At 72.0% G+C, this 14878-nt stretch carries 12 protein-coding genes and 4 pseudogenes; 9 read left to right on the forward strand and 7 right to left on the reverse strand.

Annotated features, from left to right (window positions below):
• Positions 1 to 131: 131 nt before the first annotated feature.
• Positions 132 to 1562, reverse strand: a complete 1431-nt coding sequence (gene pdxR / locus ACZ55A_RS34905) for a MocR-like pyridoxine biosynthesis transcription factor PdxR (RefSeq protein WP_468848829.1) — start codon at positions 1560 to 1562, stop codon at positions 132 to 134.
• An 80-nt stretch (positions 1563 to 1642) separates the two neighbouring features.
• A complete protein-coding gene (locus tag ACZ55A_RS34910) occupies positions 1643 to 2377 on the reverse strand; it encodes a TetR/AcrR family transcriptional regulator (protein WP_468848831.1) in 735 nt (244 codons plus the stop codon).
• 117 nt (positions 2378 to 2494) lie between these two features.
• On the opposite strand from ACZ55A_RS34910, the gene ACZ55A_RS34915 reads away from it, so the two are divergent.
• Both ACZ55A_RS34915 and ACZ55A_RS34920 read left to right on the forward strand, forming a co-directional pair.
• Entirely contained in the window at positions 2495 to 3091 is a 597-nt protein-coding gene (locus ACZ55A_RS34915) for an NADPH-dependent FMN reductase (protein ID WP_468848833.1), read from the forward strand.
• 28 nt (positions 3092 to 3119) lie between these two features.
• Complete coding sequence (locus ACZ55A_RS34920; RefSeq protein ID WP_468848835.1) at positions 3120 to 4685, forward strand: DHA2 family efflux MFS transporter permease subunit; 1566 nt, start codon at positions 3120 to 3122, stop codon at positions 4683 to 4685.
• 33 nt (positions 4686 to 4718) lie between these two features.
• Here ACZ55A_RS34920 and ACZ55A_RS34925 read toward each other — a convergent pair.
• A pseudogene (locus ACZ55A_RS34925) lies at positions 4719 to 5580 on the reverse strand (IS5 family transposase).
• Positions 5581 to 5712: 132 nt separating this feature from the next.
• Here ACZ55A_RS34925 and ACZ55A_RS34930 point away from each other — a divergent pair.
• A pseudogene (locus ACZ55A_RS34930) lies at positions 5713 to 6621 on the forward strand (EamA family transporter); the annotation flags it as partial.
• A 42-nt stretch (positions 6622 to 6663) separates the two neighbouring features.
• Positions 6664 to 7548: an RNA polymerase sigma-70 factor gene (locus tag ACZ55A_RS34935; RefSeq protein ID WP_468848950.1), complete on the forward strand. Its 885-nt coding sequence runs from the start codon at positions 6664 to 6666 to the stop codon at positions 7546 to 7548.
• Here ACZ55A_RS34935 and ACZ55A_RS34940 read toward each other — a convergent pair.
• Entirely contained in the window at positions 7500 to 8165 is a 666-nt protein-coding gene (locus ACZ55A_RS34940) for an aspartate/glutamate racemase family protein (protein ID WP_468848837.1), read from the reverse strand. The two genes, ACZ55A_RS34935 and ACZ55A_RS34940, sit on opposite strands and share 49 nt — an antisense overlap.
• Before the next feature lie 202 nt (positions 8166 to 8367).
• Between ACZ55A_RS34940 and ACZ55A_RS34945 the strand changes: the two genes are divergently transcribed.
• Complete coding sequence (locus ACZ55A_RS34945) at positions 8368 to 9114, forward strand: GntR family transcriptional regulator (RefSeq protein ID WP_468848838.1); 747 nt, start codon at positions 8368 to 8370, stop codon at positions 9112 to 9114.
• Positions 9115 to 9191: 77 nt separating this feature from the next.
• On the opposite strand, the gene ACZ55A_RS34950 is transcribed toward ACZ55A_RS34945, so the two are convergent.
• Entirely contained in the window at positions 9192 to 10349 is a 1158-nt protein-coding gene (locus ACZ55A_RS34950; protein ID WP_468848840.1) for an ROK family transcriptional regulator, read from the reverse strand.
• 323 nt (positions 10350 to 10672) lie between these two features.
• Between ACZ55A_RS34950 and ACZ55A_RS34955 the strand changes: the two genes are divergently transcribed.
• The 3 genes and pseudogenes from ACZ55A_RS34955 to ACZ55A_RS34965 form a co-directional block, all read left to right on the forward strand.
• Positions 10673 to 11134 carry a hypothetical protein gene (locus tag ACZ55A_RS34955; protein ID WP_468848841.1) on the forward strand — a complete coding sequence of 154 codons (462 nt, stop codon included), beginning with the start codon at positions 10673 to 10675 and terminating at the stop codon, positions 11132 to 11134.
• Positions 11135 to 11279: 145 nt separating this feature from the next.
• The gene (locus ACZ55A_RS34960; RefSeq protein ID WP_468848844.1) at positions 11280 to 11924 is read left to right on the forward strand and encodes a LysE family translocator; all 645 of its coding nucleotides are present in this window, start codon (positions 11280 to 11282) and stop codon (positions 11922 to 11924) included.
• 170 nt (positions 11925 to 12094) lie between these two features.
• A pseudogene (locus ACZ55A_RS34965) lies at positions 12095 to 12294 on the forward strand (IS5/IS1182 family transposase); the annotation flags it as partial.
• Positions 12295 to 12366: 72 nt separating this feature from the next.
• Here the strand turns inward: ACZ55A_RS34965 and ACZ55A_RS34970 are convergent.
• Together ACZ55A_RS34970 and ACZ55A_RS34975 are read right to left on the reverse strand one after the other, a co-directional pair.
• Positions 12367 to 12552 (reverse strand): annotated as a pseudogene (locus ACZ55A_RS34970) (DUF5701 family protein); the annotation flags it as partial.
• A 76-nt stretch (positions 12553 to 12628) separates the two neighbouring features.
• The gene (locus ACZ55A_RS34975) at positions 12629 to 13234 is read right to left on the reverse strand and encodes a TetR/AcrR family transcriptional regulator (protein WP_468848847.1); all 606 of its coding nucleotides are present in this window, start codon (positions 13232 to 13234) and stop codon (positions 12629 to 12631) included.
• A gap of 363 nt (positions 13235 to 13597) precedes the next feature.
• On the opposite strand from ACZ55A_RS34975, the gene ACZ55A_RS34980 reads away from it, so the two are divergent.
• Positions 13598 to 14767 (forward strand): FAD-dependent oxidoreductase, encoded by a 1170-nt coding sequence (locus tag ACZ55A_RS34980; protein WP_468848849.1) that lies wholly within the window; start codon positions 13598 to 13600, stop codon positions 14765 to 14767.
• Positions 14768 to 14878: the final 111 nt, after the last annotated feature.

The raw sequence follows: 14878 nt of genomic DNA on the forward strand, positions 1-14878 counted from the left end.
TCGGCCGGCGCGGGACCCGGGTCACGGTCCCAGCGGCCCACCGGGCCCGAGCCATGATCGCAAGACCACCGGCCGATCGCCAGGACGCGGCCGGGACGCCTACGGTCCTGGTTCCGGCATGCTCCGTCGCCTCATGACCCGGCCAGCAGCCGTACCCCGCGGACGAGGTCCGCCGGCGGCAGATGCGCGTACCCGAGCACGAGACGTACGCGCCCGTCCCCGTCGCCCGCGCGGTCCGCGCTCCCGTAGGCGGACAGCGGCCGCAGCGCCACCCCCGCGCGCCGGGCCCGGGCCAGGAAGGCGCTCTCGGGGCCGTAGCGCGCGGGCAGCGTCACGATGGCGTGCAGCCCGGCGGCGATCCCGTTCACCTCCGCGCCGGGGCAGTACGCGGCCAGCGCCGTGGTCAGCGCGTCCCGTCGCTCCCGGTAGACGCGCTGGCAGCGGCGCAGCTGACGGTCGTAGTCGCCGCGGGCGATGAAGGCGGCCAACAGCGCCTGGTCCAGCACCGGATTGCCCAGATCCATCGTGCGCTTACGGGCCACCACGTCCGCCGCCAGCCACCCTGGCACCACCAGCCACCCCAGCCGCAGCCCCGGCGCCAGCGACTTGCTCACCGATCCGGTGTAGGCCACCCGGTCCGGATCCAGGCCCTGGAGGGCACCGACCGGTGCCCGGTCGTAGCGGAAGTCGCCGTCGTAGTCGTCCTCGATCAGCAGACCGTCAGCCGCCCGCGCCCAGCGCAGCAACTCGGCCCTGCGGGCGGCCGAGACGGCCGTGCCTGACGGGAATTGATGGGAGGGGGTCAGCACCAGGGCCCTGGCCCCGGTGGTGGCCAGGGCGGCGAGGTCGGGCCCCTCGTCGTCCAGCGGCACCGGTGCGGTCGCCAGTCCGGTGGCGGCGAACAGCTCACCGTGCTCGGGGCTGCCCGGATCCTCCACGGCCACCGCCCGGTGCCCGGCCGCACGCAGCGCGAACCCCAGCAGGGTCAGCGCCTGGGCCACCCCCGAACACACCACCACCCGGGCGGGGTCGGCCGCCACACCACGGCGCCGGGCAAGCAACTGCGCCAGCTCCGCACGGAGTTCGGGCAGCCCGCACGGATCGGGGTAGCCGAGGGCGCGGTGCGGCAGCCCGCCCAGGGCCCGGCGGTGGGCGGCCGACCAGGCCGCGCGCGGGAACAGCGACAGATCGGGCGTGCCGGGGGTGAAATCGACGAGCGGCGTGCCGGCCGGGGGCACGGCGGCGGCCGGCGGGGACGGCGTGGCGCGTACGGCCCCGCCGACCCAGGTGCCCGAGCCGCGCCGGCTGCGCAGATAGCCCTCGGCGGTCAACTGCTCGTACGCCTCGGTCACCAGACCCCGTGACACCCCGAGGTCGGCCGCCAGCGCCCGGCCCGACGGCAGCCGGGTGCCGGGTACGAGGCGTCCCGAGCGGACCGCGTCGCGCAGCGCCTCCTGGAGGGCACGGCCGCGCTGACGGGGCGGGGCCGAGGCCGTCGGCAGGAGCAGTTCCCAGGCGGCCGTCCACTGTCCGGTGCCGTCTCCGGCGCCGTCGTTCGGCATGGATGGGACTCCCCCCGGTCGGAACTAGGGTCTGTCCGATGGGTCAGGGCCGGGCCTGGCCCTGACCCATCTGACAGACCCTAGCTGTCGATCCTGACCGCGATGCCGTCGAGTACGCAGTCGAGTCCCGTCTCGAACTGCCAGGCCGCGTCGTCCTTGCGCCCGGCCCCGAGGGCGTAGCGCCGGTAGGTCGGATAGCGGCCGGTCTCCATCAGATAGGTCATCTGGGGTGCGAGCGCGCGGCGTGTTTCGTCGCCGCTGGCCCAGCCGTTGTCCTCCATGTACTGGCGTAGCGCCACCTCGGACTGCGCCGCGCCGTGCACATAGGCGTTGACCGCGCGGAAGGCGGCCATCATCGAGTCGGTGTCCATGCCGTGGCCGTCGAGCGCGGCAAGCTGGCGTTCCGCGACCGCCATCCGGTTCGGCGTCAGCACGAAGTGCGGTGTGGGCAGCTGGGCCAGCCAGGGATGCCGCAGCATCATGGCGCGACTGGCCAGTGCGTAGGCGCGCAGGATGTCGCGCCAGCCGGTCACCTCGTCGGGTACGGCGAGTTCGGCCGTGACCTGGTCGACCATCAGCGCCCACAGGTCGTCCTTGCCCGAGACATGGCGGTACGCGGCCATGGGTGCGACGCCCAGTTCGATGGCGAGGCGGCGCATGGTGACGGCGGCGAAGCCCTCGGCGTCGGCGACCTGCACCGCCACAGCGGCGATCTTCTGCGGCGTCAGTGAGGCGCGAGGCGCGGCGGCGGGGCGCTCCATGCGCTCCCACAGCACGGGCACATCCGCATCTCTGCTCTTCTTCTTGGCTGCCACGAGTGGGCTCCTCTCCGGCTGACCGTTCGTGTACAGCGTATCGCCAGTAGACGGCGTACACAGTGACGTGTACGTTGTACGCATCCCAATACGTCGTACACATCAGGGGGATTTCCCATGAGCGAGCAGCCGCAGCAGCTCCGCGTAGCGGTCGTCGTCGGCAGCACCCGGGAGGGCCGCTTCGCACCTGTCGTCGCACGGTGGATCAAGAGCCACCTCGACCAGCGCGACGACATGAGCGTCGACGTCGTCGACCTGGCCGAGACCCCGCTGCCCACCGTCTTCCCGGCCTTCGGCCAGCCGCCCGCGCCCGGCACCGAAGAGGCCCTCGCCGAGGTCTCACCGCGCCTGGCGGCCGCCGACGCGTTCGTGTTCGTCACGCCGGAGTACAACCACAGCTTCCCCGCGTCCCTGAAGAACGCCATCGACTGGCACAACGAGCAGTGGCACGCCAAGCCGATCGGCTTCGTCTCCTACGGCGGCATCTCGGGCGGCCTGCGCGCGGTCGAGCAACTCCGGCTCGTCATGGCGGAGTTGCATGCGACCACCATCCGCAACACGGTCAGCCTGCACAACGCCTGGGGCCTGTTCGACGAGGAGTACGCGATGAAGGACACGCAGAGCGACGCCGCGGCCAAGACGATGCTCGACCAACTCGCCTGGTGGGCCCAGGCGCTGCGGGACGCCAGGAACGCCCGCCCCTACTCCGCCTGATGCAGCGTCAACAACACTGGGGGAAACCATGAATCAGCGTATGGGAGAAGCCGCGCACAAGACAGCGGAGCCCGGTGCCGACCAGTCGCCGACCGCGGCGCCGGCCATGGCGCCACCGTCGCGCCTCGCCATCCTGGGACTGCTGCTCGGCATCATCCTGGCGACACTCGACGGCACGATCGTCGGTACCGCCCTGCCCACGATCGTCGGCGACCTGGGCGGCCTGGACCACTTCTCCTGGGTGGTGACTGCCTATCTGCTCACCACCGCCGCCTCCACCCCGATCTGGGGAAAGGCCGGCGACCTGTACGGCCGCAAGGGCAGCTACCTGACCTCGATCGCGGTCTTCCTCGTCGGGTCGGTGCTCTGTGGACTCGCCCAGGACATGGGGCAGTTGATCGCTTTCCGGGCACTCCAGGGGCTCGGCGCGGGCGGCCTCTTCGTGGGTGCGCTCTCCCTCCTCGGGACGCTCCTGCCGCCCGCGCAGGCGGGGCGCTCCCAGTCGATGATCGGCGTACTGCTGCCGGTCGCCATGATCGGCGGCCCGCTGCTCGGCGGCTTCCTCACCGACCAGCTGGACTGGCGCTGGGTCTTCTACGTCAACGTGCCCGTCGGCGCCGCCGCACTCCTGATCGTCGGGCTCTGCATCCGACTGCGCGGCGAGCGCGGCCCGGCCCGCATCGACTTCCTGGGCGCCGCACTCCTCACGGCGGGCGTTCTGGCGCTCTCCCTGATCGGGACCTGGGCCGGCGCGGCGTACGACTGGATCTCACCGCAGATCGCGGGGCTCGCCGCACTCTCGGTGGGCGCCCTGGGCTGGTTCGTCCACGTGGAGCGACGAGCACCCGAACCCATCATCCCGCCGCGCCTGTTCCGCGACCGCAACTTCACGCTCGCCCAGGTGCTGAGCTTCCTGGTGGGCGCGGCGATGCTGGCCGCGGCGAGCTATCTGCCGCAGTACATGCAGTTCGTACGGGGCATGTCGTCGACGGAAAGTGGGCTGCTGCTGCTCCCACTGATGCTCGGCATGATGGGCGCGCAGCTGTTCATCGGGCGGGCGGTGGCCAACGGCGGCGGGTACCGCGGGTACCCCATCGCGGGCGGCGCGGTCGCCACGGCAGGCGCCCTGGCCCTGCTCATGGTCGGCGCGGACACCGCCACGGCGGTGGCCTCCGCGCTGACGCTCGTCCTCGGCCTGGGCCTCGGCTGTCTGATGCAGCCCGCGATGCTCATCACCATGAACAGCGCGGAGCCCCGCGACATGGGCGCGGCCAGCGGCACCACCACGCTGCTACGGACCATCGGTGGCTCGCTCGGCGTCGCCGTGCTCGGCTCCGTCTACACCGGCCGCATGGCCGCCACCCTCACGGACCGGCTCGGCCGGGACGGGGAGCGGCTCGCCGGCGGGCACGAAGTGACCCCCGCGGTGCTGCTCGGGCTGCCCGACGGCGTGCGGGACGCCTTCCGTGCCGGGGTCACCGGCGGACTGCACAGCGTCATGATCGGCACGGCCGCGCTGTGTGCCGTCGCCTTCGCGGCCGCCTGGCTGATCCGCGAGGTGCCGCTGCGGACGGCCCCGGGGGCGGCGGACTAGGCACTGTCTGGCGGGTCAGGGGCGAAGCCACAGTCAGATCGCGGCGACGGTCACAGTGCCATGGAAGATGTAGGCCCTCTTGTCGTAACCCGTCGCCACAGCCCGGAAGTTCTTGAGTCGATTGATGGTTCGTTCAACTTCGTTGCGACGCTTGTAGAGCATCTTGTCGAAGCCGGCGGGCCGGCCGCTCCTGCTGCCTCTGCGTTGACGGTTGGCACGCTGGTCCTTTGGCTCCGGGATGGTGTGCTTGATCTGCCGCCGCCGGAGGTAGCGGCGGTTGCGGCGGGACGAATACGCCTTGTCGCCGCCGAGGTGGTCAGGCCGGGTGCGGGGTGTCCGCCTCCCCGGCGAGGAACGCGGATGCGGTCCAGCACTGGGATCAGCTGCGGGCATCACCCCACTGACCCGGCGTGATCAGCAACGCAAGTGGACGGCGTCCGCCCTCACAGGCCAGGTGGATCTTGCAGGTCAGGCCGCCCCGGGAGCGGCCCAGAGCTTCGTCTGGGCGGTGGTGGACGGGCCGACCGCGTCTGCCCCGGATGCGTGGGTTGTGCCTTCGGGCACCTGCGGAGTGCTGATGGGCACGGCAGGACGTCGAATCCATGCTGACGATGCTCCAGTCGATCCGGCCTTCTGCATCGGCGTCGGCCTGGACGGCCCGCAGGATCTTTTCCCACGTGACGTCCGCTGACCATCTGCGGTGCCGGTCATGGCAGGTCTTCCACCTCCCGAACCGTGCCGGCAGGTCCCGCCATGGAAGGCCGGTCCGCTGCCGGAAGAGGATGCCGTTGATCACTCTGCGGTGACTCTTCCAACGGCCACCTCGCCCCACGTTCTTGGGTAAGTGCGGCTCCAAGCGAGCCCATTCCACATCGGATAAATCACCCCGCCCCATGCTGACCGGAACGATCAGCTGACAGGTCAGTCACACCGACCCATCGGACAGGCCCTAGGCGCCAAGTGGTCCTCCACAGCGCCGCAGAAGTGGACCTTAAGACGGGCAGCCCGCCTGCCTAGCGTCCGTCTCATGAACCGGACCTCTCTGCACGGCGTGCTGCTCGCCGCCTTCGCCTGCTTCCTTGTCGGCGGCTCGTTCACCGCCAACAGCCTGCTCGGTGACTACCCCTACGCGGACGGCCAGGCCCTGCGCTACGCCCTGGCCGCCGCGATCCTGTTCGCGCTCACCGGCCGCCGCGCCGTCGCCCCGCTGCGCGCCCTGACCGCGCGCCGGTGGGCACGGCTGGCCCTGCTCGCCGCCGTTGGCATGCTCGGCTTCAACCTGGCGATCCTCGCGGCGGAACGCACCGCGGAACCGGCCGTTCCAGGAGTGTTCGTCGGCTGCGCCCCCGTCGTCGTCGCGGTGCTGGTGCCCGCCTTGGAAGGGCGTCGCCCCCGCCCGGCCGTGGTGCGGGGCGCGCTGCTGGTCGCCGCCGGGGCCTTCGTCGTACAGGGCTGGGGGCGTACGGACGGGACGGGACTGCTCTGGTCGGTGGCGGCATTGTGCGGCGAGGTCGGCTTCGCGGTGCTGGCGGTGCCCGTCCTCGCGCCGCTCGGGCCCCGACTGCTGTCGGCGGTGGTCTGCGCGCTCGCGGCCGCCGAGGCCGCCGCGCTCGGCGTGCTGACCGGCGGGGGAGGGCCGCGGATGCCGGATGCGGTGGAGGCGGTGGCACTCGGCTGGCAGGCCGTGGTCGTCACCGTCGTCGGCTTTGTGTGCTGGTACGCGGGCATCGCACGCGTCGGGCCCGAACGGGCCACGCTCTTCTCCGGGCTGATCCCCGTCTTCGCCGCGGTCACCGCCCCGTTGGCCGGAACCGGCGGCTACGGCCCCGCCCAGGCGGGCGGCAGCGCCCTGGTCGGCGCGGGCGTGCTCCTCGGCTCCGGCGTGCCGCTGCGGCCGCCCGCCCGCCGCCGTCGTGGCGCGCGTCGCATCGCGCCGTTTCCGCTGGACAACGCGGGGACGGCCCGGTGGGATGGCAGAGTGCTGAAGGAAACCGCGACCGACGTCTTCGAAGAACACCGGCCCGTCCTGTTCGGGGTGGCCTACCGCATGCTCGGCCGGGTGGCCGATGCCGAGGACGTCGTCCAGGACGCCTGGCTGCGCTGGACCGGTGCGGACCGTTCGCAGGTGCGTGAGCCGCGGGCCTTCCTCGTACGGATCACCACCCGGCTCGCCATCGACCGGCTGCGGCAGGTCCAGACGCGCCGCGAGTCGTATGTGGGACCCTGGCTGCCCGAGCCGCTGGCCACCGACGTCGCCGGTACGGTGCCGGACAGCGCGGAGCGCACGGTGTTCACGGAGTCCGTCACCCTCGCCGTGCTCGTCGTCATGGAGTCGCTCTCGCCTCTGGAGCGCGCCGTGTTCGTGCTGCGCGAAGCCTTCGGCTATCCCTACGCGGAGATCGCCACCGTCCTGGAGCGCAGTGAGGCCGCGGTGCGCCAACTGGCGGGCCGTGCACGGCGGCACGTCGAGGAGCGCAGACCGCGCTTCGAGGTCGATCCGGAGCGGCAGCGCGATCTGACGGAGCGGTTCATGGCCGCGGCGGCCGGCGACGATCTGGCGGGCCTGCTGAACCTGCTGGCGGCGGACGCGCGGCTGGTCGGCGACAGCGGCGGCAAGGCCAAGGCGCCGCTGCGGATCATCGAGTCCGCGGACAAGGTCGCCCGCTTCCTCGTCGGTGTCGCCAGGTCCGCGCCGGCCGGCCTGGACTACCGTGTCCTCGAACTCAACGGCGGCATCGGCCTGTTGGTGCACACCGACGGCGTACCGGACTCCGTCATCCAGCTCGGCATCCAGGACGGCAGGATCCAGACCGTCTACATCGTGCGCAACCCGGACAAGCTCGGGGCGCTGGCGGCCAGTTGAGCCGCGGCCCGCAGACCGGGCCGCGGGCTGGACAGTACCGGCACCCCGCCGCGCAGCCGCTCCGCGGCGGGTGCCATGGAGGCCTGCGCCAGGACGAGCACATCGGCGTCCCGCACCCCTCGCGCCGCGGCGGTCACCGCGGCGAGGTACCCCTCGCCGTCGCCCGCCTCGAACCGCTCCCAGGCGCCCGGCACCAGCACCGTCCGCACCTCGGTCGCGCGACCGGCCCGGTCCGCCTCCTCGGCGAGCAGCGCCTCGGTGGGCGCAAGGGTGCTCTCCACGGTGGCGAGCACGGTGACGCGGGGGCCCGCGGCGACCGCGGCAGCGGCCATCGGCCGGTCCCCCCGCAGGACGGGCAGACCGAGCGCGGCGCCGGCCCGCTCGGCGACCGCGCCGAGCGAGGAGCAGGTGCACAGCGCCGCCCGGGCCCCGTCGCGCACCGCCGCCGCGAGCGCCGCCGACACACCCTCCGCCACCACATCGTGTTCCAACACCCGTGCCGCTTCCAGGAGTTCGGGTCGTACGAGGTGATGCAGCGCCAGGCCGGGTGCCTCCTCGTCGCGCAGCGCGTCGAAGACCGGGACGTGGACGGGGGAGGTGTGCAGCAAAGCGAGCATGGCGGTGAGCATAACCAACCGGATACGGGATTGGTCTTGACCAAGGGTGGGGCCGGCCATATCGTCGGGATACTGCAACAACCTTTAATAAAGAAGCGCTCATAAACGGGCGCGTACGCGCGGCCCCGTCCGAAGGGCCCTGTGTGCGGGCCCGGGTTCCAGCGGCGCTGCCCCGCGGGGCAAGGCCAGTGCGGAGGACAGGGTGGGGACCACGCAACTCGAAACGGTGCCGGAGCCGAAGTACTGGCACCTCAAGAACGTGCTCAGCGAGGCGCTGGACTCGGAGTTCGCGGTCGGCGAGATTCTGCCCAACGAACGTGAGCTGGCAGCGCGGTTCGGCGTCGCCCGGGCCACGCTGCGGCAGGCGCTCGAACAGCTGGAGCTGGAAGGCAGACTCCAGCGCCGCCGCGGAGTGGGCACCACGGTCGCTCCGCCGCGCGTCGGCGTCGCCGTCGACCCCGTCCGGCACACCTGGCCCGGCGCCCCCGGGGACGACTGGCAGCCGGCCGACGCCGTCGAGAGCGACACCGTGCCCGCGGCGGTGGGCCATCTGCTGGAGACCGCCCAAGGCGAGCGGGTGCACATCGTGCGCCGCAGCCGGGTCACCCACGGCCAGCCGGTCGCCGCCGAGCTGCTGTACGTGCCGTCGGCCGTGATCCCCGGCTGCGCCGTGCCGGCCTCGCTCGGCGAACCGGACCGAGCCCGGGCCGTACTCCGCGCGCTGCACGAGCTGACGCTGGACAGCCAGGACCGCACCGTCGAGCTCGGCTCGGCCCGCGCGGAGGACGCCAAGCAACTGGACCGGCTGCCCGGCGCGCCCGTGCTCGTGGTGACGACCCGCTATGTCTCGGCCGGACGCCCGGCCGCGGTTGCGGTCTCGACGTACCGCGCGGACACCTGCCGGCTGACCTTCGGCGCGACCGACACGGTGGCGCTGCTGGCAGGCTGAGCCGCCGAAGAGCCGTCAACGGGCCCGCCGGGGCAGCGTCTCCGGGCGGGCCCGCTGCGCCGTGGTCACCGGCCGGTTCACCGGCGGGCCGTCACCGTGCCCTCCACCGCGAAGAGTTCACCCTCCACATGGTCCAGCGCCAGCCGCAGCGCGCCGGTCGCGACCGCCGCCTCGCCCAGCTGCGAGAGCGCGACCTGCGGGGGCCGCAGGCAGTAGCGCGCCAACTCCTCGCGCAGCGGCGCAAGGACGCCGGCCAGTCCCGCCGCCCAGCCGCCGATCACCACCAGTTCGGGGTCGAGCGCCAGCACCAGCGCCGCCACATCGTGCACCAGCCGCCGGATGAAGCGGTCCACCGCCTCCCGGGCGCGGGCGTCGCCGTCCCGCGCCGCCGCGAAGACCGCGGCGACCTGTGCCTCGTCCAGGGGCTGAAGCGGCTCCCCGGTCGTCGACAGCAGCTTCTCGGGGGTCGCCTCGCGGCCGAGCAGATGCAGCGCGCCGATCTCACCGGCCGCCCCGCCGAAACCACGGTGCAGCCGGCCGCCGATCAGCGAGCCGGCTCCCGGGCTCAGCCCGGCGAGGACGAACACGATGTCGTCGGAGCCGGCCGCCGCCCCCTGCCAGTGCTCGGCCACCGCAGCGGCGTTGGCGTCGTTCTCCACCAGCACCGGGCAGCGGAACGAGCGCCGCAGCCGCTCACCGAGCCGGAGCCCCGTCCAGCCGGGCAGCGCGGTGCCCAGCCGTACCGTGCCGTCCGCCTCCACGATGCCGGGGGTGGCCACCCCGACGGCCCGCAGGGAACTGCGCGGGACGCCGGTGCGGCGCAGCAGATCGGCCACCACGGCACGGACCCGCTCCAGCCGCTCATCCGCCGGCGCGGTCTCCTCCACGGTGCGCTGCCCGGTGTCCCGCACCCGCCCGCTCAGATCGGACAGCAGCGCCGTGACGCGGTGCGGGCCGATCTCGATGCCCAGCAGATGCCCGGCCTCGGTACGGAACCGGAAGCGGCGGGCCGGCCGTCCCTGGCGGCGGGCCTCCCCCTCCTCGGCAGGCGCCTCGACCACCAGACCCGTTTCGATGAGCCCCTCGACCACGCCCTCGACCGTCGGCCTGGACAGCCCCGTCACCTGGACGAGCTGGGTCAGCGTGGGGCAGTCCGCGGCGCGCAGTGCATGCAGCACCACCGCGGAGTTGATCCGTCGCAGCAGGGACGGATCCCCGCCGGTGAGCCGCCCCAACGTCCGTCTCCCTAGCTTTCCGTGTGTGGCGGATCGTAGCCGGTCAGGGGGTGGGCGGCGAGTCCCGCGGGCGGCTACCCCGGCACGACATCGGCGGCTAAGGAAGCGCCCCAGTTCCTGCCGGACCGTGCAGGGCAGCAGATCCTGCCCCTCGCGCCCGAGGGGTCACCGGGGGCACGACCCGGCATCACGGTCATGGCCGGCCGGGCGCTGCTCGACGCGGCGGCGGGGCTGCGGTCGCTTCTGAGCAGGGACGTCCGAGCGCCGGCACGGGAGGAGCCGATCGAGAGTCAATTGTCAGACCCTGGCGGTTTACTGAGGACATGACGCTTGACGAGCAGCTGACCGCCATCGACCTGATGCGCCTGCGGGACTTCCCGGCGCAGCGGGACCGCTCCGCCCTGACCGAGAGCGGGCCGGGCTTCCACATAGCCGGTCTGCGGATCAGCGGCGAATTCTGGGACGCGGACGTCGCCGAGGTGGCGGAGGCCGAGGAGGAGTTCGAGGCCGGGCTGACGGCACTGGTGCAGGCGCTGTCCTTACGGTGGGGCGATCCCGAAGTCCTCGATCTCACCCCCTCATTGGAGCGGATGGCGAGGGGGGAGCCGGTCCGGCCGCCGCTGGACTCGCTGTGCGGCCATGTCCCGCGGATGTACGGCTGGCGGGTACAGGGCCGCTGGATCGGTGTGGGAGTGGGGCAGGGCGGCCGCGAGCTGCCGCTTCAGCTGCTGGTGGCGGTCGGCGAGGGAGATATCGCGCAGGACGGTGGCGGCGGCACAAGATGAGCGGCCCGGGCCCGCCCCGACGGGGTGCACGCAAGCACAGCGGCCGCCGATGCCCAGCCACATCGGTATGTGGACGAGCCTGGAGCGAATGGTCCGCTCTCTGTTTGTATGACCCCCGGAAAGCAATTCAGGAGGTGACGGACACATGGTGTCCACCCACAGCATTCTCGCCTTCGCGGCGATGTCCCTACTGGTGATCGTGATTCCGGGCCCGAGCGTGCTGTTCGTGATCGGCAGAGCCCTCGCGCACGGCCGCCGCACGGCCCTCGCGACGGTCCTCGGCAACCTCGTCGGTTCGTACGCCCTGGTGATCGCCGTGGCCTGGGGCCTAGGCGCCCTGGTGGAGAGCTCGGCGGCGATATTCATGGGCGTGAAGCTGGCCGGCGCCGCGTACCTCGTCTACCTCGGCGTGCAGGCGTTCCGGCACCGCAAGGAGATGCGCGCGGCCGACATGCAGGCCCCCGTGGGCGAGCGGCGCGGCGATCTGCGCACGATCCTGGACGGCATTTTCGTGGGCGTCACCAACCCGAAGGGCATCGTCTTCTTCGCGGCGGTGCTGCCACAGTTCGTGGACCAGGCGGCGGGCCATGTCCCCCTCCAGATGATGGTGCTGGGCCTGGTCCCCGTCGCCATTGGCCTGATCACGGACACCCTGTGGGGCCTGGGCGCCTCGGCGGCCCGTACCTGGTTCGCCCGCTCGGACCGCCGCCTGTCGATGATCGGCGGGGCGGGCGGCTTCGCGATGATCGGCCTCGGCGTGACGGTGGCGGCGACGGGGCGCGCCGACTAGGGGCCTGCACGGAGTCGTGATCAATGGTGGGGGATCCGGTTCCGGCTGCTCTGCGTACTGGTAGAGCGCCTGGAGGGCGCGACATGAACTCCGTGACAATGAGTGGGAGTTGACCAGGCAGGATCGGGCCTTTTCTGCCGATCGGACGTGGTCCACCTCGCGGGGCCATCCGCTGCCACCTGCTGGCGTTCGTACTCACCCCCGAGCAGGCCGCCGACAGCCCGCCCCAGTTCATCCCGGTACTGGAGAAGATCAACGTTCGCGACCCCGTCGGGCACCCCGATACCCGCCCGACGCCGTCGCCGCCGACAAGGTGTACTCCTCGCGAGCCAACCGCGCTTACCTGCGCAAACGGAAGATCAGGGAGGTCGGGCGGGGCTTCATCTGCGCGGCTCGACCATCTGGCTCCACAGCCTCCACCCCGCCACATGATCACGACTCCCTACAGGCCCTTGACCCGGCGGCCCATTGCCGAGGCGAAGCCCAACCAGGTGTGCCGGTCGCCCGCCCAGCACCAGCCGACCTTGGGGGCGTTGCGACGCTCGCGGGCGTCCAGGGTTCCGTTGGCCTTGCGCAGCCGAGAGCCGATGGTCGTGAAGCAGTGGTTGCGCTCCAGAACGACGGGCTGTCCCGCCGTGGGCGGCGAAGCGAGTAAGCCTTCGAGTGGGCTGCCGGTGGCGCCGTGGTGCGGCATCCGGTCGCGGTTATCCGTCCTGACCGGGGCGGTCTGCTGGGCGTGCCAGGGGGGTGGTGGCCCAGCCTCGTTCCAGCAGGGTGAACAGGTCGCGTATGGCCCGGGCCGGGTCGTCGCTTGCGCGGGCGAGGCTGGGGGCCTCCAGGGCGAAGCGTGCCAGGCCGGTGATGGCCAGGTCGTCCGGGGCCAGCCCGGTTGCATCGGCGAGAGTGGCGGCCAGTGCCTTCTCGTGGCGCGACCACATGCGCCGGGCGTAATCCCGCAACGCGGGGGTGGATTCAACGAGGACGAAAGTGGGGTCGTCGGTCCGCACGCCGGTACGGGTATGCACGAGGTGGTCACGCAGGGCGTGCAGGACGGGCTGACCGGGGGCCCGGTCGCGAACGGCGGCGACCAGGGCGCTTTCGACGTCCGCGTCCAGGTCGAAGACGAGGGCTTCCTTGCTGGGGAAGTGCTTGAAGAGCGTGCTCAGTGAGACGTCGGCCGCCTCCGCCACGTCGCGGACGCCGACGTTGTCGAAGCCGCGTTCGCTGAACAGTCGCATTGCGGCATCTGCCAGGGCCTGTCTGGTCTGAGCCTTCTTGCGCTCGCGGCGCCCTGTCGTCGTCTCGGCCATGCCCCCACCCTACCCCACTTGAGACGATCCGATCGCAAAGGCAATCGGATGGAAAGTCGAATTAGTTGTACTTTTGGAGCTGCTGTGTTTCTGTGGGTGAAGTGAGCCCCACGGGGGCTCGCTGCCGAAACCCGGGGCGCGTCCCCGCACCCGAACGACTGATCTGCCATGCCCGATGGACCGTTGCCCTGACCGACCTGCCTGTCGCCGTGGACCCCCTCCAGCCCAAGGCCGAAGAGGAGTCAGCTCCTCACGGAGCGGCCGGCCTGCCACCACCATCTCGTCGGCCTCCCCGCGCGATTCCCCGGGCAGCACCACAAGACACCAGCACTCTCTCGATCCGTAGAACGGAGCGTGACTCTTATGTCCACCACCCCTCGCATCGCGATCGTCGGCGCCGGCCCCGGCGGCCTCGTCTGCGCGCGCGTCCTACAGCAGCACGGCGTGCCGGTCACGGTCTTCGAGCGGGAGAGCGCCCCCAACTCCCGCTCGCAGGGCGGCACTCTCGACATCCACGAAGACACCGGTCAGGAAGCCCTGCGCGCGGCCGGACTGTTCGACCAGTTCCTCGCCCTCTCCCGCCCCGAAGCCCAGGAGTGGCGCCTGTACGACCGCCACGCGACCCTGATACGCCATGACCAGGCCGACGAGGACGATCTGAGCAGGCCCGAGATCGACCGCGGCCAGCTGCGCGCGCTCCTGCTGGAGTCCCTCGCCCCCGGCACGGTCCGCTGGAGCCACTCCGTAAAGGCCGTCACCCCGCTGCCCCACGGCACCGCACGGCTGCACCACCACGACCGCGCCAGCGAGGACTTCGACCTGATTATCGGCGCCGATGGCGCCTGGTCCCGAGTACGCCCCGCGCTCTCCGACGCTCAACCCTCCTACGCCGGTGTCACGTTGGTGGAAGCCCACTTCGACGATGTCGACCACCGTCACCCCGGCATCGCGCGCCTGGTCGGTCGCGGCACCATGTCGGCCAAGGCGGGCCGCCGCAGCCTGGTGTTGCAGCGCAACAGCAACGGACACGTCCGCGCCTACATCAACTTCCGCGGCCCCCAGGACTGGCACGCCGGCCTCGACCTCGCCGATACCGAAGCAGTACGCGCGCGCCTCCTTGCCCAGTACCAGGGCTGGCACGAGACCCTGCTGGACATCCTGCGCGAGAACGAGGGCGGTTTCATCAACCGGCCCATGTTCGTCCTTCCCGTTCCCCACTCGTGGCAGCGCGTCCCCGGCATCACCCTGCTCGGCGACGCCGCCCACCTGATGCCACCCGTCGGCGTCGGCGCCAACCTCGCCCTGCTCGACGGCGCCGAACTCGCCCAAGCCGTCATCGGCCACTCCACCCTCGACGAGGCGCTCGACGCCTACGAAAGCGTCATGCTGCCCCGCGCCACCGACAACGCGAAGACCGCCCAGCAGATGCTCACCACCCTCATGCCTGACACCGACTCCGACGACGCCGCCTTCCCCGACACCCTCTGGCGGGCCAGCGCCGTCCCTGACTCGCGCACTGCTCACACCAGCTGAGCCCGGCCCCAGTGCACCTGCACGTCTCCAACCGCCGCTCCGGCCGACCGGACACCACCGCGTCCACCACGAGCGTCGCCCCGACGCACTGCGGGCCGGCCGTCGCGCGCT

Source organism: Streptomyces sp. NPDC034111 (genome assembly GCF_055575375.1).

Coding starts and splice junctions, on each gene's coding strand:
- pdxR (WP_468848829.1), bottom strand. CDS start 1,562: ATGCCGAACGACGGCGCCGGAGACGGCACCGGACAGTGGACGGCCGCC.
- ACZ55A_RS34915 (WP_468848833.1), top strand. CDS start 2,495: ATGAGCGAGCAGCCGCAGCAGCTCCGCGTAGCGGTCGTCGTCGGCAGC.
- ACZ55A_RS34920 (WP_468848835.1), top strand. CDS start 3,120: ATGAATCAGCGTATGGGAGAAGCCGCGCACAAGACAGCGGAGCCCGGT.
- ACZ55A_RS34940 (WP_468848837.1), bottom strand. CDS start 8,165: ATGCTCGCTTTGCTGCACACCTCCCCCGTCCACGTCCCGGTCTTCGAC.
- ACZ55A_RS34955 (WP_468848841.1), top strand. CDS start 10,673: ATGACGCTTGACGAGCAGCTGACCGCCATCGACCTGATGCGCCTGCGG.
- ACZ55A_RS34960 (WP_468848844.1), top strand. CDS start 11,280: ATGGTGTCCACCCACAGCATTCTCGCCTTCGCGGCGATGTCCCTACTG.
- ACZ55A_RS34975 (WP_468848847.1), bottom strand. CDS start 13,234: ATGGCCGAGACGACGACAGGGCGCCGCGAGCGCAAGAAGGCTCAGACC.
- ACZ55A_RS34980 (WP_468848849.1), top strand. CDS start 13,598: ATGTCCACCACCCCTCGCATCGCGATCGTCGGCGCCGGCCCCGGCGGC.